At 37.3% G+C, this 19,080-nt stretch carries 19 protein-coding genes; 9 read left to right on the top strand and 10 right to left on the bottom strand.

Features of this window, described 5'->3' with window-relative positions:
- Window position 1: 1 nt before the first annotated feature.
- From BUB03_RS09370 to BUB03_RS22080, 3 genes are all read right to left on the bottom strand, one after another.
- Complete coding sequence (locus BUB03_RS09370) at window positions 2-2,242, bottom strand: S8 family serine peptidase (protein WP_073062277.1); 2,241 nt, start codon at window positions 2,240-2,242, stop codon at window positions 2-4.
- Between the two features lie 115 nt (window positions 2,243-2,357).
- Window positions 2,358-3,182 carry a TMF family protein gene (locus tag BUB03_RS21855; protein ID WP_073062279.1) on the bottom strand — a complete coding sequence of 275 codons (825 nt, stop codon included), beginning with the start codon at window positions 3,180-3,182 and terminating at the stop codon, window positions 2,358-2,360.
- A gap of 68 nt (window positions 3,183-3,250) precedes the next feature.
- On the bottom strand, window positions 3,251-4,300 hold the full coding sequence (locus BUB03_RS22080) for a hypothetical protein (RefSeq protein ID WP_073062282.1): 1,050 nt from the start codon (window positions 4,298-4,300) through the stop codon (window positions 3,251-3,253).
- A gap of 365 nt (window positions 4,301-4,665) precedes the next feature.
- Between BUB03_RS22080 and BUB03_RS09385 the strand changes: the two genes are divergently transcribed.
- On the top strand, window positions 4,666-6,321 hold the full coding sequence (locus BUB03_RS09385; RefSeq protein ID WP_073062285.1) for a helix-turn-helix domain-containing protein: 1,656 nt from the start codon (window positions 4,666-4,668) through the stop codon (window positions 6,319-6,321).
- Window positions 6,322-6,404: 83 nt separating this feature from the next.
- On the opposite strand, the gene thiL is transcribed toward BUB03_RS09385, so the two are convergent.
- Complete coding sequence (gene thiL / locus BUB03_RS09390; RefSeq protein ID WP_073062290.1) at window positions 6,405-7,469, bottom strand: thiamine-phosphate kinase; 1,065 nt, start codon at window positions 7,467-7,469, stop codon at window positions 6,405-6,407.
- Between the two features lie 94 nt (window positions 7,470-7,563).
- Window positions 7,564-8,058: an acyl-CoA thioesterase gene (locus tag BUB03_RS09395; protein WP_040993118.1), complete on the bottom strand. Its 495-nt coding sequence runs from the start codon at window positions 8,056-8,058 to the stop codon at window positions 7,564-7,566.
- A 113-nt stretch (window positions 8,059-8,171) separates the two neighbouring features.
- Between BUB03_RS09395 and BUB03_RS09400 the strand changes: the two genes are divergently transcribed.
- From BUB03_RS09400 to BUB03_RS09415, 4 genes are read left to right on the top strand one after another with little or no spacing between them, the layout of a single operon-like run.
- Window positions 8,172-9,374, top strand: a complete 1,203-nt coding sequence (locus tag BUB03_RS09400) for a BaiN/RdsA family NAD(P)/FAD-dependent oxidoreductase (protein WP_073062292.1) — start codon at window positions 8,172-8,174, stop codon at window positions 9,372-9,374.
- 9 nt (window positions 9,375-9,383) lie between these two features.
- Window positions 9,384-10,022 (top strand): DUF2306 domain-containing protein, encoded by a 639-nt coding sequence (locus tag BUB03_RS09405; RefSeq protein ID WP_073062295.1) that lies wholly within the window; start codon window positions 9,384-9,386, stop codon window positions 10,020-10,022.
- On the top strand, window positions 10,019-10,936 hold the full coding sequence (locus tag BUB03_RS09410) for a YARHG domain-containing protein (RefSeq protein ID WP_073062298.1): 918 nt from the start codon (window positions 10,019-10,021) through the stop codon (window positions 10,934-10,936). Before BUB03_RS09405 ends, BUB03_RS09410 begins: the two co-directional genes overlap by 4 nt.
- A 9-nt stretch (window positions 10,937-10,945) precedes the next feature.
- Window positions 10,946-11,359 carry an energy transducer TonB gene (locus tag BUB03_RS09415; RefSeq protein ID WP_073062301.1) on the top strand — a complete coding sequence of 138 codons (414 nt, stop codon included), beginning with the start codon at window positions 10,946-10,948 and terminating at the stop codon, window positions 11,357-11,359.
- Here the strand turns inward: BUB03_RS09415 and BUB03_RS09420 are convergent.
- From BUB03_RS09420 to BUB03_RS09430, 3 genes are all read right to left on the bottom strand, one after another.
- Entirely contained in the window at window positions 11,346-11,744 is a 399-nt protein-coding gene (locus BUB03_RS09420) for a ribosomal maturation YjgA family protein (RefSeq protein WP_073062303.1), read from the bottom strand. The genes BUB03_RS09415 and BUB03_RS09420 overlap by 14 nt on opposite strands.
- A 150-nt stretch (window positions 11,745-11,894) precedes the next feature.
- Window positions 11,895-12,560 (bottom strand): thioredoxin family protein, encoded by a 666-nt coding sequence (locus tag BUB03_RS09425; protein WP_073062306.1) that lies wholly within the window; start codon window positions 12,558-12,560, stop codon window positions 11,895-11,897.
- A gap of 10 nt (window positions 12,561-12,570) precedes the next feature.
- Window positions 12,571-13,059: a TlpA family protein disulfide reductase gene (locus BUB03_RS09430; protein WP_073062308.1), complete on the bottom strand. Its 489-nt coding sequence runs from the start codon at window positions 13,057-13,059 to the stop codon at window positions 12,571-12,573.
- A 151-nt stretch (window positions 13,060-13,210) separates the two neighbouring features.
- On the opposite strand from BUB03_RS09430, the gene BUB03_RS21860 reads away from it, so the two are divergent.
- The 3 genes from BUB03_RS21860 (at window position 13,211) to BUB03_RS09435 (ending at window position 14,589) form a co-directional block, all read left to right on the top strand.
- The gene (locus BUB03_RS21860) at window positions 13,211-13,372 is read left to right on the top strand and encodes a hypothetical protein (protein ID WP_155859055.1); all 162 of its coding nucleotides are present in this window, start codon (window positions 13,211-13,213) and stop codon (window positions 13,370-13,372) included.
- A 30-nt stretch (window positions 13,373-13,402) separates the two neighbouring features.
- The gene (locus BUB03_RS21865; RefSeq protein WP_155859054.1) at window positions 13,403-13,561 is read left to right on the top strand and encodes a hypothetical protein; all 159 of its coding nucleotides are present in this window, start codon (window positions 13,403-13,405) and stop codon (window positions 13,559-13,561) included.
- A 206-nt stretch (window positions 13,562-13,767) separates the two neighbouring features.
- Window positions 13,768-14,589, top strand: coding sequence for a hypothetical protein (locus BUB03_RS09435; RefSeq protein WP_073062311.1), 822 nt, complete (start codon window positions 13,768-13,770; stop codon window positions 14,587-14,589).
- A 60-nt stretch (window positions 14,590-14,649) separates the two neighbouring features.
- Here BUB03_RS09435 and mutS read toward each other — a convergent pair whose 3' ends face one another.
- Window positions 14,650-17,238: a DNA mismatch repair protein MutS gene (gene mutS / locus BUB03_RS09440; protein ID WP_073062313.1), complete on the bottom strand. Its 2,589-nt coding sequence runs from the start codon at window positions 17,236-17,238 to the stop codon at window positions 14,650-14,652.
- A gap of 143 nt (window positions 17,239-17,381) precedes the next feature.
- Between mutS and BUB03_RS09445 the strand changes: the two genes are divergently transcribed.
- Window positions 17,382-17,912, top strand: a complete 531-nt coding sequence (locus BUB03_RS09445) for a GNAT family N-acetyltransferase (protein WP_073062316.1) — start codon at window positions 17,382-17,384, stop codon at window positions 17,910-17,912.
- Between the two features lie 151 nt (window positions 17,913-18,063).
- Here the strand turns inward: BUB03_RS09445 and BUB03_RS09450 are convergent, their stop codons facing one another.
- On the bottom strand, window positions 18,064-18,945 hold the full coding sequence (locus BUB03_RS09450; RefSeq protein WP_073062318.1) for a cupin-like domain-containing protein: 882 nt from the start codon (window positions 18,943-18,945) through the stop codon (window positions 18,064-18,066).
- Window positions 18,946-19,080: the final 135 nt, after the last annotated feature.

Genomic DNA, 19,080 nt, shown 5'->3' on the forward strand with positions numbered 1-19,080 from the left:
TTTATTTTATTATCAGTTTTTTTGTTTCCTTATATTCGGCAGTTTCTATAGAAACCATATAGATCCCCTGAGAAAAAGATCTTGTATCTATTGTCTTTATGAATTCTCCTTTTGGAAATTTCGTTGAACTCTGATCCGTTGATACCAGCTTACCTGAAGCATCATATACTGAAATTTTGATTGCAGATTCACTTTGTAAGAAAAATCTGATATTTACTTCTTCTTTTGCCGGATTTGGGAACAGGGTAAAATGCTCAGGCGCCACACCACTGGTGGTTGTGGAAAGAGTTCCTGCATCAACTCTTTGCTGCGCCACATATCTTAAAGCAGAAATAATATCAAAACATGGTGTTATAAAAGCAGTAAACCCGGATCCCTGCTCAACCTGGAATCCTGGCAGCAAAAGGATATCCCTGGATGCGATATATTCAACACCCTGAACCGGAGCAATGATTTTATTGCTTGCAACAATCTGTTTAGCCAATATTGTTTGGGTTGTTGTAATGTCATCTGTAGGGCTTACCAGGGTTTTCAGATCTTCTTTATAACAGAAATCCACGTTCGAAACGACGATTGAAAATGTCTGGTTTCCGCTTGGTAATAAAGGAGTTGTATTTGTTTTTGGAGAAACAATGATTTTGTAGGTTACTTTCTGAGGGTTTTTAATATCAACCCTTTCTATGGTGTCTACATCGTTTGTCGATGTATTCGTTGCAGCGCCTGTAAGGTTACTCATTCCACCTAATTTCCACGGATAGTAGGTGCTTTCCGTTCCGTCAGGGTTTATTTTTACAATTTTTAAATCCAAATCATTGATTACATTCGGACTGCTGAGATCTACTACATTACTCACTGTATTACCCTGAGGATCTGTCCATGAAATTGTTGCGGATAATGGCTGGGTAGTTTCGTAAGGAACTACATACAGAGTATACTTGTTTCCCTGGTTTAAAGTAACTTCTTTTATTAATGTTGACTTTTTCTCATTATTAATAATTCCCTCAATGTTATTATAAATGGCTTCTGATGCTCTTTTTGCATCTGCCAGCCCCCAGCCGTATATATAATCCGGACCTTCTGTTCCTTTATCGTTTGCAGTATGGGCCAGCAATGCTCTTACTGTAGAGGAAAGCATATACTTTTGTGACGGGTTCACGGATTTATAGTATTGCTGAAGCAGTGTAATGATGCCGGAAACAACAGCCGCCGCCGAAGAGGTTCCCCTGTAGGTACCGTATGCTGCGTCATATGTTTCAATGGATGAATAGATATTTTCTCCGGGAGCACAGATATCAGGCTTTATCCTTCCGTCATCCGTCGGTCCGTAACTGCTGAATGCTGAAATGTCAAACGCTTCATCAGAACTCATATTAATATTCTTCTTTGCTGAAGCTACAACCAGAACGTTTTTGGCAACTCCTGCTCCTTCGAGTAAATCGTATCCATTTTTAGCGGAAACCTGAGGGACAATACCGGGATCTATTTCCCTTGCATTTCCCGCAGCTTTTACAATTTGCAGATAAGGCTTCAAATACATCAGATTATCCCAGGACTGGGCTGTAAGATTATATTTTCCGAACTGATAGGTCTGAAGGTACATAGGATCAAAACCATAGCTGTTATTGGCAACCAATATTCCTGTTGTTCCGTTATAAGCTTCAGAGAGCATTTCCTGAACGTCATTTACCCAGTCATAGGCATTGATTTTTGCCTCGTAAGCAATTCCCCTGGCTTCGGCCTCCCCGTTATTTCCTGCTAATGTCCCTGCTATATTCGTACTATGCCTGGAAATCGTTTGATTTTGTGAGCTATCATAAGTATTGATTTTTCCGGTTAATAACTGATGGGTTATTCTTGGCTTGGAATAATCCCACTGCCCAATAACCATATTGTTCCCAGTTATATTAAGTCCGATTCCACCACCCGGATATAGATTGTCAGCTTTTGTCATTTTTGCTGCTCCGGCATTAAGAGTGGTATAATACATTGGTCTTCCGTTTTCGTCAGCTCCTATAAGCTGTTTTTCATTCCCTTTTTCAGAAATGAATTCTTTATGACCCAAGCCTTTAAGCCTTTGAATTTCACTTTTTTGCTTTTGCGTGTAATCCTGTATTTTTTTCTGAAAAGTCTGGACTTCACGTTCCTGCGGATCTGTTTTTAATCCATCTTTGGTTTGTCCGTAGGATGAAAAAAAGAACATCACAGCAATCCCTAATATAGATTTATGGTAGATTTTCTGCATGTGAAAAAGTTTAATGTTGTGTATTTTATAAAAGATAGGATACGGCCTTAACCTTTATTATTCAATTAAAGGTTGTTACAGTAAGAGGTAAGAAAGGATGATCCTTTTTCCAATTCTACTTGCTCAGTGATTCTACTGTTTTTTTAAGCTCCTTGTTTTCGTCCCTTAATTGTTTTACGTCTTTATTAAGCTGGATAACATATAAAGTTAATTCTTCTATTTTTTCAAGAAGTTTAGCATCCATTTCCCCTAAATTGATTCCGTTTTCTTTTACTTCTTTAGCAGAAGGGATATTCGGTAAATGTCCTTTTTCATCAATATGCTTTTCAACCGATTCTAAACTGTTAAGTTTATAATCTTTTTTGAATACATAATCTGCCCAGCCATTTGCAGAGGCAACATCTACTTTTACTTTTTCAGTTCTTATTCCATCCTTTACTATTAATCTATAGTCATTACAATCACTACATGCTGAAATTGACGTAACATAACCCATAAAGATTTTTCCACTTGCTCTAACCGTAAATACTGGTTTTGCCCAATCTCCTTGAAAAAGGGGGGCGGAAAGAGTAAGCAATCCTACATCATTAGGTTGGTAATTGTTATACCTAAGCCACATTAAATCCAAACCTCCGTTGATGTTTTGCGCACTATTAAAAAAATGATAACTATCTCTAGTTGTTGTATCTGTTGTGAACTCCGTATTACCGAAAAAGTTGAGTGCTCGATTTACGTTAGGGGCAATTCCTATTCCAATATTACCGGATGAGTTTATTCGTATTCTTTCGAGATTATTAGTTTTAATTACAAAATCATTTGGATCTGTTGTTCCTATAAAATCAGCAGCACCGTTTGTTCCTGAATTTCCGGTTAAATTCCAAGATTGAGAAAAGTAAAAATTCGAGAAGGAAACTAAAGCAAATAATAGAATTTTTTTCATAAGATATTTTCTGTTTTTATTATGTTAGCTCTTAGAGCCACATATGATTATTAATTTTTTATGATAACTTATTGATTAAGAGCACCATTATTTCTGAGTTTTTTATTCTCTTCCTCCAGCTTTTTAAAATCCTTGTTAAGCTTAATAACATATAATGTGAGCTCTTCTATTTTTTCAAGAAGCTTGGCATTCATTTCACCCAGATTAATTCCGTTTTCCACGACGTCTTTAGCAGAAGGAATGTTCGGTAAATGCCCTTTTTCTTCAATATGCTTTTCAACATATTCCAGACTGTTGAGTTTATAATCCTTTTTGAAGACATAATCTGCCCAGCCGTTTGCAGAGGCTATATCTACCTTTATTTTTTCAGTTCTTATCCCGTTCTTTACAAATAGCCTGTAGTCATTACAATCTGAACAAGAAATATTACTGGAAGTCCCTAAAAAAAGTTTGCCATTTGCTTTAAGTGAAAACATCAGTTCATAAGCACTGGAAGTTGGCCAGCCTGCAACATCCAAAACTCCGGGATTATTAGGCTGATACTGACCATATCTTAAAAAAACAAGGGATGAACCGCTACCAATATTCGAACCCGTGTTCCCAACATAAAAAGTATCGCTGTCTATATCGGTAATAACCTGGGTTCTCCCATTTACTTTAAAGGCTATATCAGGGTGAGGGTCTGTTTTAATTCCCACATTCCCTCCTACAAACATTTGTCCGTCATGCCTTAATGAGAACGTTAAATCTTCAGTACCTGTTCCGAATACAATATTTTTCATAAAATACCTATCCGAATTTCTTAAATGGTTTGTTCTGAGTTCAAAATTATTTGATCCTACCGGTCCGCTTTCATACACGGTCAGTTTTGATGAAGGATCAGTTGTCCCTACACCTACATTACCATTATTCAAAAGCTGAATCCCTACCCCTGCAGATGTTTGAAGCTTAATACCTCCATACCAGTTAATATCTAATCCATCTGAGCTGGTTACAGGATAATGTCCTAAATAATAATGCGCTGGATCTGAGTTGCTATACAGTTTGTCAAAAGCAATGTTCTGGGAAAAAAGGGAGCCAAAGATGACTAAGCCCAAAATTGATAAAGATTTTCTCATAAAGCTTTATTTAAGTTATAGATGGTTATAAACTATTATTTATTTAAATTTTTCACTTTGTTTAGAATTTTTAAATAATATATCTGAGTAAAACTATTCAAACTTTAAATTCTATAAAACGGGATATACATTGAATTTATAAATTCATTGAATGAATTTATAAATTTGATCATAAATAAAATTATGAATTACAGATAATTACACAAAATCATCATATTTTTTTTCACCAAAAAGTGTCCTAATTATGTCTCTTGAATATGATTTTTGAATAAATTTGAAAATACAAACACACACAAATGATTTTAATAAAAAAAGTACTAATTGTACCTATTTTTCTTATAAGTCTAAAAATACTTTCTCAAAGTATGGCGGATCAAAAATTCTCAACAGAAATAGATGGCTTAATAAAAAAAGATCAGATGGATTTGGTACATTTCAAACTGAATAATGAAAATATAAAATTTAAACGCCTTTCAGAATATCCATTGCGCTATGATTTACTTATTAAACTTGATTCTGCTTCCGTTTTATACAAGAAAGGGGAATATCTGGATGCAGAGAGGGCTTTCTTATCTACATTAAATAAGATTGAAAATAATAAATACAAACTGACATCTGTAGACTATGAAAATCTGAGGCATATTGATATATCAGGATTGTTTCATATTGAAAAGAGATTGGGAAATGTTTCACAAGGATTAAAATATCTTCAATTCTATTCTAAAGGAATGGCCCCTGCGCAGAAGAAAAAACAAAGACTGTTTTTTGCTATTGCGAATATAGAATTGGGAAACTACAAAAAGGGAATTCAGACCCTCAATCTTCGGTTGAATGACATCCTGCTGGATAGAGAAAATATTCTTTATAGTCATTTTTCTAAGCCGGAAGAGATTGCTGTAACTTATAATGCAAAGGGAGATGCATTTATTAAATGGTTTAAAGATACCGGCAAAAAAACGTATCTGGATTCTTCAAAAATTAATTATGAAAAGGCTTATAAAGTGCTGAAAAGCTCACCAGATTACTCCCAATACTCCCAAAATGTGCTTATTGACCATCTGGCCAATATTGCTCTGCTGAAAAGGCAATATCATTATTCATTGTCACTCTACAATACATGTGAAAAGGATTCAGTATTTATGAAAGAAAATTTTTCAAGCGAGTCAATCTGGCTGGGAAAAGCAGAAATATATACACTTCTCAATAAAACTGACTCCGCATTTTATTACATCAATAAGCTAAACAGTAAAAAAGAAAAAGTAAACGATACCTATGAAAGTAAATTAAAAATGTACCATTTATTGAGCATTAACTATGAAAACACTGGAGATCATAAAAATGCCTATAAGTTTGCAAAACTAAGCCTGGCTGAAATGGAAAAGAAAAAAAGCTGGGATACTTCAGGACATAACTTCCTGATAATGCAAGAACAGGAGGAAATAAAGGCCTTATCCGAAGAAATGGTAAAGAAACATAGAAGGTATAGTTTTCTGTCAATTGCTTTAATCATATTGATATTCTCCATCATTATATTTTATATCACTTATAGAAATAATAAAAGAAAAAAGATCATCTTTTCAGAGATGCCCAAAAGGATTGATCCCATTAATAATTCCAGTATTTATCCTGTTATAGCTCAAAAAGAGGAAGGTCCTTTGATCATAGAAGATGAGCTGGTCAGACGGATTCTTAAAAAAATTACCTTAATGGAATTAGATAAAAAATTCCTGTCTAATGATTTCAAGCTTTCTCATATTGCAAAGCAGGTTAATACGAACACTACTTATTTGTCTCAAATAATAAATCAGCATAAAGGAATGACATTTTCAGAGTATGTGAATGATTTGAGAATCAGTTATATTTTAAAAGAGTTAAGTGAAAATCCTAAGCTCAGGAAATATACTATTAAAACAATATCTGAAGAGATTGGTTATAAAAGCTCCTCTACTTTTATCAATGCCTTTAAAAACAGAGCCAAAATGACGCCTTCGTATTATATTCAATTACTGGAAAAAAAATAAATTCTATAAGATTAGAGAAATTTACTAACTAGAAAAACCACAGCGGTATGCTGTGGTTTTCATTATTAAAATCAAATATAATTCTATCCGTTCTGCTGATTCCCTAAAAAAGCATCCCAGCCTTGTGCTGTAAGTGGGATTAACTGATTGGAACCTCTTGCTACCATATAATTTCCGTCTTCCTTATCTACCGCATGGCCGATAATTGTGAAATCAGGATGGTTTTTAATTTTATCAAAGTCATTAGGTGAAATAGTGAACAGAAGTTCATAATCCTCACCGCCGCTCAATGCCGTCATTACCGGGTTAAGGTTCATTTCATCCGCTGTGGAAATCGTAAGGCTGTCCATCGGTATTTTTTCTTCATACAATCTGAAACCGGTTTTAGACTGATCGGAAAGATGAAGGATCTCTGAAGCCAATCCGTCAGAAATATCAATCATTGAAGTTGGTTTGATGTCAAGCTCTTTCAGAATACCTTTAACATCCGTTCTTGCTTCCGGTTTAAGCTGTCTTTCCAGAATATAGTCGTAGCCTTCCATTTCCGGCTGCATATTAGGATCTGCAAGGAACACAGCATGTTCTCTTTCAAGGATCTGCAAGCCCATGTACGCTCCGCCAAGATCTCCGCTGACTACCAGAAGGTCATTCGGCTTGGCGCCGCTTCTTTTTACAATATTCTCATCATTTTCAATCCCTACAGCAGTAATACTCATTACTAATCCTGAATTGGAGCTTGTGGTATCTCCCCCTATAAGATCTACTTTATATCTTGCACATGCTGCCTGAATTCCGGAATAGATCTCTTCCAAAGCTTCCACCGGAAAACGGTTGGAAACCGCCAGAGAGACCAGAATTTGGGTCGGTACAGCATTCATCGCGGCAATGTCGCTCAGGTTCACTACCACAGCTTTGTACCCTAAATGTTTTAAAGGTACATACCCCAGATTGAAATGAACTCCTTCTGCCAAAACATCAGTAGTAAGAACTACTTTTTTATTTCCAGGGTTAATAACCGCTGCATCGTCTCCCACTCCAAGTTCCGAGGACTCGTTGGATAGCGGAAAATATTCCGTTAAATGCTTTATAAGGCCGAACTCTCCTAATTTGGAAATTGGAGTCAGCTCCTGTGATTTATCTTCAAACATATTTTTTGTTTATAAGTGATTATTGATCAATGATAATTGATGTGTCAAGAATACAATATTTCATCGACATCATTGATCTATCATCATTCATCATTTATATATTAATTTCTGCCGGGTCCACATTAGTGGGATGAAAAGGAAGCTTTTTAAAATCTTCCCTGCTCATTACAACGGTTTCCGGGCTTTTGTATTTATTCATTGCTTCTACCACATCATCCGGCGGGGTCGTCATTTTTCTGAGCATCATATCGATCCATACTCCCGTAGCTTCTGCAGTGGCACAATGTACTCCGTCCGGCGTATAGAATTTATGAACAAAGCGGTAGATGGAAGAATCCTCTGAACATCCGTCGATCTCAAGGCTTACGATAACCGTCTGATCTGCATAGATCTCTTTAAAGAAAGAATATCTTTCATGCAGGATCACCGGACCGATTCCCCATCTGCTCAGCTGGGTAACTCCCATTTTTTCTTTGGTCATAAAAGCCATTCTGGCTTGGGCGCAATACTGCACGTATGATGAATTGGCCAGGTGTTTATTGGCATCCAGATCACTCCAGCGTACTTCGAATTTATGGTAAAAAATCATGTAAAAGTCGTTTTTAGTATGATTAAATTATATTCTTCAAAATTACTCAAATAAGATGGTTTATAAAAATTGTACTTTTGAAAAAATAATCTTCAGCATAGGATTGCCAATACATGAAACAGATCATCATTATCGGAGGCGGTGCGGCAGGCTTTTTCTGCGCATCAAATCTTGACGAAAAAAAATATAAGATTACCATCCTGGAACAGAATTCCGATGTTCTTCAGAAAGTTAAAATTTCTGGAGGCGGGCGCTGCAATGTGACCCATGCCTGTTTTGACCCCAGAGAACTGGTTCAGTTTTACCCAAGAGGAAATAAAGAATTGCTCAGTGTTTTTACCAAATTTCAGCCCGGAGACACAATGGATTGGTTCGACCAACGCAGTGTATCTTTAAAAATTGAAAATGATAACCGGGTTTTTCCGGAAAGCAATTCTTCGCAGACCATTATCAATACTTTCCTGAACGAAATCCGGAAAAAGAATGTAGAGGTTAAAACAAAATGTTCCGTTAAGGAAATCGAAAAACAGGATGAAAAATACCTTGTAAAAACAAGCTTAGGTGATTTTCCGGCAGATTACATCGTTTATGCAACCGGAAGCTCTCCTAAATCGTTGAAAATTGTTGAAAATCTGGGGCATAAAATCATTGATCTTGTTCCATCCCTTTTTACATTCAATATAAAAGATGACTTGCTTAAGGATCTTCCCGGAACAAGTTTTGAGAATGCCGAAATTTCAATTCCTTTTTTAAAAACCCAAGAAAGCGGACCTTTACTGATCACCCACTGGGGCCTTTCGGGACCGGCTGTCCTGAAAATTTCCGCCTGGGAAGCGATAAGCCTGGCAAAATCAAAATATCAGTTTGAAATTGAAGTCAATTTTATTTCAAAACCTATAAACGAAGCTGAAGAGGACTTTCAGAACTTTAGGCAATCCAATCCTAAAAAAACAATCGGACAGGCAAAAATCTTTGACATTACGAACCGTTTCTGGCAGAAAATCGTAGAGGTTTCACAGGTTGATCTCAATAAACAGGTTTCCAACATTTCTGCAAAAGAAATGCATAAAATCCTTGAAAACCTTTGCCAAAAGAAGCTGAAAGTGACAGGAAAATCGACTTTTAAAGATGAGTTTGTAACCGCCGGAGGTGTTGATTTAAAGGAAATTAACTTTAAAAACATGTCTTCCAAACTGCTCCCGGATTTTTACATCGCCGGAGAAGTTTTGAACATTGATGCGGTGACGGGAGGATTTAATTTCCAGGCATGTTGGAGTGAGGCGTGGCTTATTTCACAACATTTAAATAATCTATAGTAACCAATAATGCTTACAGCCAAAAAACATATTTCTTTTTTCCTAAAATCTCTTCTAATAGCGGGATTTGGATATTTCTTTTGGCTCATGCTAAAAATTACGCTGGAATACATTCCTTTCAATCCAAATGTGAGCTTTCTGATGATTAAGCAGACGGAAGTTCAGGACAGGCCGGAATATCTTTATTTTTTCTATACCCACGTTTACACCAGCATTTTTGTACTGTTTTCAGGTTTTCTGGCTATCCTCAGAAAGGATTTTGGCTTTAAAAACTTTCATAAAAATATGGGTAAGATCTATATTTTTTTGATTCTGGCTCTTGCTGCTCCATCAGGAGTTTACATGGGATTTTTTGCCAACGGAGGATTCTTTTCAAAGATATCGTTTGTTATTTTAGGTTCTTTCTGGTGGCTAACAACCTATAAAGCCTATCAATCCGCAAAACAGAAAAGGTTTAAAGAACATAAGCAGTGGATGTGGCGAAGCTTTGCCCTGACTTTATCTGCGCTCACCTTACGCATCTGGAAAGTAATTATTGTATATTTATTCCATCCCAATCCTATGGATGTTTACCAGATTATTGCATGGCTGGGCTGGATACCCAATATCCTTTTAATTGAATATTTAATCACAAAAAAACATATATGAAAATTCTAAATTACACATTAGCCTCTTTGCTTGCCATTTCTCTGATAAGCTGTAAAAAAGATGGAAAAGTAAACGAAACAGGAAAAGATTCTGTGATCGCAAAAAAGGATTCTGCTGTAGTTCCTGAGATTTATAAAGAGTATTACGGCATTTACACAGGAAATTTTGCAGGAAAAGAAATGATTAAAGCCGAAGATGGTGAAGAATATGAGGATTATGTTAACAAAAGACTTTCTCTGAAGATCAACAGAATTACCAGGGACAGTGTTTACGGCCAAAGTATTGTGAATGGAAACCAGCGACCATTCAGAGGGATCTTTAATGAAAGTACAAAATCTTTTGTCCTGGATGAGCCCGGAAATGATAAAACCGACGGCAGGTTTGAAGTAAAGCTAAACGGCGACAGTATTACAGGAAAATGGAATGCATTCAATAAAACAGCTGTAAAATCACCTTTAAAAACAATTAAACTTTCTAAAAAAGAATTTGTTTACAATCCGAATTTTATGCTCGATAAGGATTCCGATCTGGTAGACTGGTCTAATCCGAAGGATTTTGTAGAAAAGTATACCGATGAAGAAACCGGAAAAACGGAAAGCTATACCACCTCCAAAAACAGGGTTGCTTCTGAAGCTATTTTTGAGCTGAATGCCTCCAAGCAGAAACTGACTGAAAAAGAACTTAAAAATTTAAGGAAAATAGACCTGGAAATTATTAAGAATTCTGTTTTTGCAAGACACGGCTACTCTTTCAAAAAGGAAACCTACAGATACTTCTTTGAGCAGACAGACTGGTATATTCCCGTTTCCAATAACGTAGACAAAGAACTTTCGCCTATGGAAAAAGAGAATGTTGCTTTACTGAACCGTTTTATTAAGTACGCTGAGGATAAATATGACAGTTTCGGAAGATAATTGGAAATCATGAAAAAATATCTGTTATTTATCCTGGTATTCTGGGCTGTTTCCGTTGCTGCACAGAAAGATTCAACGGTAGTTCCGGACTCTAAACCAACAGCTTCTGCAGAAGCTGTATCAATAAAAGCTGCCGAATTCCCGGGCGGCCATCGGGCTTTTGTTGCAGAGATCCTGCAATATTTCCGGACCACCCCAATGGTTAAAGCTGAAATTATGAGCGCAAAAGCTGTTGCTACTTTTATTGTTGATACCGAAGGCAATATGGTGGATATCAAAATAGAATCCTATGAATATAAAATAGTGAGGGATGAATTTCTGAGAGCACTGAAAATGGTGAAAACCAAATGGATCCCTGCCGAGCAGGATGGTAAAAAGGTCAGAAACCTGATGAGACAGCCTTTGGTATTTAGTCTGCAATAGTCTGCACCTCTTTTTCCGGATTCAGTTTTACCCAAAAGAACAGCAATAAGCATCCTGCAGCATAACAAAGAATGTCGATCCAGGAAAACGAATTTCCTATGACAATATACATCAGGCTTCCAGGACGGAAGCCTAGTTTTTCTGCAATGGTGAAGTATTGTGCAAATTCTATAATGCAGGAAAAGACCAGAATTCCAAGAATCAGCCGTTCGTTATTCATCTTCACGAAGGTTTTAACCAGGGTATACAGAAGCATCACCACAATAACATCACCGAGATAGGCTCTTACAAAGAAAATATCTGCCAGTTTTGTGGCAATCAGGACTTCTGTCAGAAAAATCAAGATGGACAGGAGAAGATAGGTAAGGCTGAATTTAAATTTCATGTGTTTCAGATTTTGGCTAAAGCCTTTGGTTGGTTATCAATTAAGCGGGCTAAAGCCCGCCTCTATTGAATTAAGGGCTACAATGCATTAAGATCATAAAAAATCGGTATCCAAAGAACACCGATCTTATTGAATTATCAGACAAATATATTATTTTTTTGCCTTTGTCTTTATTGTACAGCCTATTGCTACTGTTTTTGTCATGCTTATCGCATCTCCTTTGATCAGAGCGTTTACCGCATCCTTAACGTAATATTCTGAGACATCTTTGGGGTTTTCGTAGTTATTGTCAATAGCGCCGATATATTTTACAATATTCTTCCCGTTTTCTTTCTGCAATACAAAAACATGGGGTGTTTTAGTGGCTCCGTAAAGCGGATAAACCTTTTGTCCTTCATCTACCAGATAAGGAAAGGTAAAGCCTTTTTCCTTAGCTCTCTCTATCATTTGACTATAACCGTCTTCCGGCTGTACAGCCGGGTCATTGGGGTTGATGGCAATCACCGGATACCCCTGATCTTTAAAAGTCTTATCAAGCTCCACAATCCTGTCTTCATATTTCTTTGCATAAGGGCAATGGTTGCAGGTGAAAACTACGATAAACCCTTTGGCGGTTTTAAAATCACTTAAAGAGACCATTTTTCCGTCAATATTCTTCAGTTTGAAATCTGCCGCCTCATCACCTACTTCGTAACCTTTTACAGGAATTTGTGAATGTTTCGGAGGAAAATTATTCTTCCCATGATCCGGCGTGGTAAAGCTTAGCAGTCCAAGCCCGGCAATCAATGCTGCCATTACAATTTTCAGGTTTTTCATATCTTATTTTTTATTTTAAGTGATCGTTAATGGTTTTTTCGAGGTCTTCTTTGCTCATTTCACCATCGTTGAAATATATTTTTTTGCTGTTCTTATAAAAAATGGTTACCGGAATATTTCCGTCCCAGTTTTTTTCAAATTTCGGAATCCAGGTATTCATCCTCTTGATATCATCCAGAAGTATAACCTCAGCCGTAAGGTTTTTATTTTTGATAAAACGGATAACCCTTTCCTTATCCGCAAGCCTGTCCAGGGAAACCAGGATCATTTTGAATTGAGGATGATCCTTGAACTTATTATTGACCTCCATGAAATGTGGTAGCTCTTTTACGCAGGGAGCGCAGGTTGTTGACCAGAAATTGACTACCAGCAGCTTATCTCCTTCTTCCTTTATCTTTTTTTCAAGCTCTTCATACTTCACAGCACGCACTTCTGTCTGCTGGGCCCGGAAAGCAGAAAAGCAAAAACAAAGAATCAACAGGCTTAGTAAATTTTTCATGCTTAAAATTAGTGAATGCATTCCTTTTCTTTAAATATCAATCTGTTAAACTTTGTTAAGTGTTTTAAAATTCTTCTTATATTTTATCACATTGCATTGAATTAAATGAAATAAAAATGTAAATTAGCCTACAATCAAATCAAAATCTATTATGAAAAAATCAAATTTCCAGAAAAAAAGACTTTCAAAAAATGAGTTGAAAGAGATCAAAGGGGCAAGGCCTGTTTGTCCAAGAGTAATAAGCTGCATTGATCCGGATACCGGTGTGGAATTGTATGGTGTAACTGGTGTTCAGGACGGATACTGTTGTTAAGAATTTAATTAATACTCAAATCAGAACAATATGAAAATTTCAAAAATTCAGACAAGAAAGTTGACTAAAACGGAGCTAAAGGCCATCAACGGAGGTGCCGGCTCGTGCGCAGTAGGCGAGTGTAAGCTTAGAGGCGTAAGTCATTTCATTATAATCGGACCGAGAGGTAATGACGGATACTGCTGCTAATTTTGCAGTACAGTACAAATAAGGAATGGCCGGATAGTTTCCGGTCATTTTTTATAATATATTTTATGTTCAGACTATATGAAGTTGATCTATTATTCTGTCCGTATCTTTATAAAAATGGGTCTAGAATTGGGCCTTTAATTTTTTTTCATTATCAATTCATTTTTTTTCTATTTTTACGCATTGTTTAAAAAACTCAATTGATAATGAAAAAAATTTATTTACTCTTGCCAATATTCTTTTTGGCATCATGCTCAAGTAGTGATAATGAGACCGACACTCCAAACAACAACGGAAATGGTAACGACAGCAGCCCCGTACTGGTAACTAAAATGGTTTCTGATGGAGACATCTCAACTTTTACGTATAGCGGAACCAAAATTTCTCAGTCCAAAAACCTTACTGACGGAAGTATTACCAATTATACATATACAGGGGATTTGATCACCCAAACGGTAACCTCTTCCTCAGGCTCTACATTTACTACGACATACACTTATGACGGAAGCAACAGATTAAGCAAAAAAAAATCTGTACATACTGCTCCCGGACTTTCAGCAACCTATGAAGTCAATTACACCTATACAGGAAGTAATAACGTAAAAATGGTAGTTACTTCTTCCTCAACAGGGTCTTCGAATGTAACCACCTATACAAGGAATGCCACACTAAATGCAGATGGCTCACTTGGCAGCTGGACGGAAACAGTTACAGCCCCTACATACACTGGTAACGGAACCCTGAAGCCTATTGTATATGATACAAAAAATACTCCCTTTAAAAATGTTACAGGGTACTTGAAAATAATAGATCAGGAAGAAGAGAACGGATCAACACACAATATCCTGGATTACAACAGTGTACTTCAATATTCCGGTACTACAGGAGGAGAATGGAGTATATTTAAGTCTACTTATGAATACAATGCAAGTAACTATCCTATAAAAGATACCAGAAAATACTACGATAAAACGGGAACTACTGTTACCAGCACAGAAATCAATACCTACGAATACAATCATTTATAAAAAAAGAGAGCTTAAGGCTCTCTTTTTTTGGAAAATCGTATTGACAAAAAGATGATTGGACTACCCTCCAATCATCTTTTTTATAGAATTCAGCTTCATCAACGCTTCAATAGGCGTTAAAGTATTGATATCTATTTTCGTAAGTTCTTCGCGGATATTTTCCAGAACAGGGTCATCCAGCTGGAAAAAAGAAAGCTGCATATTTTCTTCGGTTACCCTTTTGATGCTCTCTGAGGTGCTCGTGGTCTGGGTACGGCTTGCTTCGAGGGTTTTCAGGATTTCATTGGCCCTGTTGACCACTTTTGAAGGCATTCCCGCAAGTTTGGCGACATGAATCCCGAAACTGTGTTCACTTCCTCCCGGAATCAGCTTCCTTAAGAAAATGATATTTCCTTTATTTTCCTGGATGGAAACATGGAAGTTTTTCACTCTTTCAAAATTCACCGTCATTTCGTTCAGCTCATGGTAATGGGTGGCAAATAAGGTTTTTGCCTGTGTAGGATGCTGGTGGAGGTATTCTGCAATAGCCCATGCAATAGAAACCCCGTCATAGGTTGAAGTTCCGCGGCCGATCTCGTCCAGCAGAATAAGGCTGCGCTCGGAGATATTGTTCAGAATATTGGCAGCTTCATTCATTTCCACCATAAAAGTAGATTCTCCGGCAGAAATATTGTCGGTAGCTCCTACCCTTGTGAAAATTTTATCTAAAATTCCTATTTCAGCATGTTTTGCCGGAACAAAACTTCCTATCTGGGCCAAAAGACATACAATAGCCGTCTGGCGCAGGATTGCGGATTTACCGGCCATGTTCGGTCCTGTCACCATAATGATCTGCTGGGAATCTTTATCTAAAAAGATATCGTTCGGGATGTATTTTTCTCCAAGCGGAAGTGCATTTTCTATGATCGGGTGTCTTGCTTCTTTAAGGTCAATAGCATAGCCCTGATTGAGAACAGGCTTTGTATAGCTTTCGGAAACGGCCAGTTCAGAAAGACCTGTTGCCACATCAAGCTGTGCAATAATATTGGAATTTCCCTGAATCTGGTCCATATAAACCATTGTTTCAGAGCATACGTTTCTGTACAGCTCGTTTTCCAGTACACTTATCTTTTCTTCAGCACCCAGGATCTGGCTTTCATATTCTTTAAGCTCTTCGGTAATGTAACGTTCGGCATTTACCAGGGTCTGCTTTCTTAACCAATCGGAAGGAACTTTATCTTTATGAGCATTCCTTACTTCTATATAGTATCCGAAAACATTATTGAAATCTATTTTAAGACTTGAAATTCCTGTTCTTTCTATTTCTCTCTGGCACATTTCATCCAGGAAGCCACGTCCTTTGCTTTGAAGGTTTCTTAGCCTGTCAAGTTCTTCTGAAATCCCTTCTTTAATGATATTTCCTTTGGAAAGGTTCACCGGAAGTTCTTCATTAAGATGATTCTGCAAAAACTTAATAAGCTCCTCCATATCAAACAGCGGTTCCAGCCAGGCAAGTACATCGGCATGCGGATGAAGTAATGCTTTGATCTGATGAATATTCATCAAACTCTGACGTAAATAGCCCAATTCCTTCGGTGAAATTTTTTCTGCCGCCAGTTTTCCCATTAATCTGTCCAGATCTGAAATAGATTTCAGCAATTGGCAGATTTCATATTTCAGCTGGTCGTTTTCATTCAGAAAGTCGATCAGGGAGAGCCTTCTCATGATCTCGTCCACAGATTTTAAAGGTAGAATAATCCTTCTCCTCAATAATCTTCCACCCATCGGGGTCAATGTTTTATCAATAATATCCAGCAGAGATTTTCCCTGTGGATTGCTTGGATAAACGATTTCAAGGTTCCTTAAGGTAAAATTATCCATCATCAGATAATCTTCCTGAGGTATTACCTGAAGTTTTGTGATATGGGCCAGCAGGTTGTGGTGGGTATCTTCCACAAGATAAGCGAAAATGGCCCCTGCAGCTGTAATGGCAAGAGGAAGATTTTCAACCCCAAAACCTTTTAAGGAATTTGTTTTAAAATGGGAAGTCAGTTTTTCGTAGGCAAAATTATACTGAAAAGCCCAGTCTTCAAGTTTAAAGGCACTTTTGTTTTTTAACTGTTCCGGAAGCTGAACGCTCCTCTGGAAAACAATTTCACTGGGATCAAAAGTATTGATGATGTGCAGAAGTTTTTCCAGATTGCCCTCACTCACCAGAAACTCTCCGGTAGAAACATCCACCATGGCAATTCCATACTTTTCTTTTTCTTTATGAAGGGAAAGGAGGAAATTGTTCTTTTTTGAATTCAGAACCTGATCATTAAATGTTACTCCCGGTGTCACAAGCTCTGTAACGCCTCTTTTCACAATTCCTTTGACCATTTTCGGATCTTCAAGCTGATCGCAGATCGCCACCCTCATCCCGGCCCTTACCAGTTTGGGAAGATAAGAATCCACCGAGTGGTGCGGGAATCCTGCCAGCTCAATATGCCCTTCTCCATTGGCTCTTTTAGTAAGAACAATTCCTAAGATCTGGGATGTCTTCACAGCATCCTGTCCGAACGTTTCGTAAAAGTCCCCAACCCGGAACAGCAGCAGCGCATCAGGGTATTTTGCCTTGATGGTATTGTACTGCGTCATAAGCGGGGTTTCCTTCTTCGTTTTTGCCATAATAAAAAATGAGCCCCAAATTTAAATAAAATAAATTCAGGGATTGAAATTAGTGTAGAATTAATCTCTTAAGCGGGACCAAAAAAGCTGCTTATATATTTCAGAATAAAATATTTATTGTACTTTTCAGTAAAATAAATTCTATGATGTATCCTGTTCTGGAAACTGAAAGACTGCTTTTAAGACAACTTACTCCTGATGATGCAGAGGACCTTTTTGAATATTTTTCTCTACAAGAGGTTATGGAATATTATGACCTTGAAGTTTTCAAAACCCTGGACGATGCCCGGAATATTATCCGGTATTTTAATGGTGAATTTGAAAAAGGAAAAGGCTTCCGGTGGGCTTTGGAACTGAAATCCGAAAAGAAAGTCATAGGAACGTGCGGCTATCACAACTGGTACCGCTATCATTTCCGCGCTGAGATAGGCTATGAACTTAACCCGAAGTACTGGAGAAAATCTTATATGAAAGAAGCTATACTTCCTATCCTTACCTTCGGATTCGAAAGCATGAGGCTTCACCGTGTAGACGCCTTCACTGATCCTGCCAATATTTCTTCCGAAAAGCTCCTGCAGTCTCTAAATTTTAAAGACGAAGGAATTCTGCGTGGTTATTTTTTTGAAAAAGGAAGGTTTGTAGATGCTAAAATTTTTGGTCTTATTAATGAATAGATGGAAAGCGGATACCGGAAAACGGAAGTTTCCAACGCCCGCGAAACCACTGAACATTTTTTAATAACTTTTATAGTATTTTTTTTCCGGCATTGACCTTGTTGAATGACAATCGCAGCAAGAAGTACCGGACGAACAGTAACGTCTTACCTTATCCTTTTTTAAATTTTTGCTGCTTTTCAAATGCTTCCATCCCTTTCTCATACGCCCATTTCTGTTTGTAATTCACCCATTTAGCCTTAAAAAGTTTACGAAAGAGCTTGTCGGTATACCTCATGATAAAAACATGGTACAGCATATTGGCAAAAACATTCGGTTTGTTAGGCAACGCTCTGAGTGACATTGAAAATCCCGGTTCCAGATATCTGTTGAAGTGCCAGAAGGCTCCCGGAATGAAAAGGGCATCGCCATGTTCCATGAAAATCTCATACCCTTTGGCATATTGTAAAGCCGGGAACTTTTCATAATCAGGATTTTCATAATCTATGTCGTAAACGGTATGTACGGAAAGCGGAACCTTATACAGGAAATCCGACTGTTCCTGATCAAACAGGAGTATCCTTTTTTTACCCTCGAAATGAATGTGAAGGAAATCCCCGAGATCCACATCATAATGCATCAACACATGGGCTTCACTTCCACCGAAAAAAAGAGTGGGAAGCCTTTTGAAGAATTTGATTCCCAGATCCGGATAGGTGAAGTTTTTCAGCAGCTCAGGAAGCCTGTCTGTAATAATATAGAAGAAGATACGAAGATCTGAAGGTTTACTTTTTATGGTGTCAATATAATCCTTCATCTTCATATGGGTAACCGGTGCATCGGAACTTTTGGAAGCATCGGCAGGCTTGTTGTCGTAAAGAGGAACATCCTGATCACCCGCTTTTTCACGGATGTAAGCCAGATTCCACTTGTCGAAGGCATCCCACCGGCTTGCAAAATTTTTGATCAGAAGCGGTTTGTGTTTTCTGAAATAATTTTTCTGAAAATCTTCTTTACTGATATCGTTGACTATATCTACGTTTTCGAGGATCATCTTGTTTTGTTGTTTAATGCGAAATAAAAATAGTGTTTTTTTGAAATCTGTAAAAATCTGCAGAAGAAAAAACAATTAATTTTCATTCATTAACTAATGTCCGCTGATCCATTTTCCTTTCCTGAAATGCCCTTT

Origin of the sequence: Chryseobacterium oranimense (genome assembly GCF_900129755.1) — a bacterium.
GTDB lineage: Bacteria > Bacteroidota > Bacteroidia > Flavobacteriales > Weeksellaceae > Chryseobacterium > Chryseobacterium oranimense.

Excerpts from the sequence above, each read along its gene's own strand:
- BUB03_RS09450 (WP_073062318.1), bottom strand. The coding sequence starts at position 18,945 with ATGATCCTCGAAAACGTAGATATAGTCAACGATATCAGTAAAGAAGAT.
- BUB03_RS09445 (WP_073062316.1), top strand. The coding sequence starts at position 17,382 with ATGATGTATCCTGTTCTGGAAACTGAAAGACTGCTTTTAAGACAACTT.
- BUB03_RS21855 (WP_073062279.1), bottom strand. The coding sequence starts at position 3,182 with ATGAAAAAAATTCTATTATTTGCTTTAGTTTCCTTCTCGAATTTTTAC.
- BUB03_RS09385 (WP_073062285.1), top strand. The coding sequence starts at position 4,666 with ATGGCGGATCAAAAATTCTCAACAGAAATAGATGGCTTAATAAAAAAA.
- BUB03_RS09435 (WP_073062311.1), top strand. The coding sequence starts at position 13,768 with ATGAAAAAAATTTATTTACTCTTGCCAATATTCTTTTTGGCATCATGC.
- BUB03_RS09405 (WP_073062295.1), top strand. The coding sequence starts at position 9,384 with ATGCTTACAGCCAAAAAACATATTTCTTTTTTCCTAAAATCTCTTCTA.
- BUB03_RS09370 (WP_073062277.1), bottom strand. The coding sequence starts at position 2,242 with ATGCAGAAAATCTACCATAAATCTATATTAGGGATTGCTGTGATGTTC.
- BUB03_RS21860 (WP_155859055.1), top strand. The coding sequence starts at position 13,211 with ATGAAAAAATCAAATTTCCAGAAAAAAAGACTTTCAAAAAATGAGTTG.
- BUB03_RS09400 (WP_073062292.1), top strand. The coding sequence starts at position 8,172 with ATGAAACAGATCATCATTATCGGAGGCGGTGCGGCAGGCTTTTTCTGC.
- BUB03_RS09425 (WP_073062306.1), bottom strand. The coding sequence starts at position 12,560 with ATGAAAAACCTGAAAATTGTAATGGCAGCATTGATTGCCGGGCTTGGA.
- BUB03_RS09395 (WP_040993118.1), bottom strand. The coding sequence starts at position 8,058 with ATGATTTTTTACCATAAATTCGAAGTACGCTGGAGTGATCTGGATGCC.
- BUB03_RS09415 (WP_073062301.1), top strand. The coding sequence starts at position 10,946 with ATGAAAAAATATCTGTTATTTATCCTGGTATTCTGGGCTGTTTCCGTT.
- mutS (WP_073062313.1), bottom strand. The coding sequence starts at position 17,238 with ATGGCAAAAACGAAGAAGGAAACCCCGCTTATGACGCAGTACAATACC.
- thiL (WP_073062290.1), bottom strand. The coding sequence starts at position 7,469 with ATGTTTGAAGATAAATCACAGGAGCTGACTCCAATTTCCAAATTAGGA.
- BUB03_RS09410 (WP_073062298.1), top strand. The coding sequence starts at position 10,019 with ATGAAAATTCTAAATTACACATTAGCCTCTTTGCTTGCCATTTCTCTG.
- BUB03_RS09430 (WP_073062308.1), bottom strand. The coding sequence starts at position 13,059 with ATGAAAAATTTACTAAGCCTGTTGATTCTTTGTTTTTGCTTTTCTGCT.
- BUB03_RS22080 (WP_073062282.1), bottom strand. The coding sequence starts at position 4,300 with ATGAGAAAATCTTTATCAATTTTGGGCTTAGTCATCTTTGGCTCCCTT.
- BUB03_RS09420 (WP_073062303.1), bottom strand. The coding sequence starts at position 11,744 with ATGAAATTTAAATTCAGCCTTACCTATCTTCTCCTGTCCATCTTGATT.
- BUB03_RS21865 (WP_155859054.1), top strand. The coding sequence starts at position 13,403 with ATGAAAATTTCAAAAATTCAGACAAGAAAGTTGACTAAAACGGAGCTA.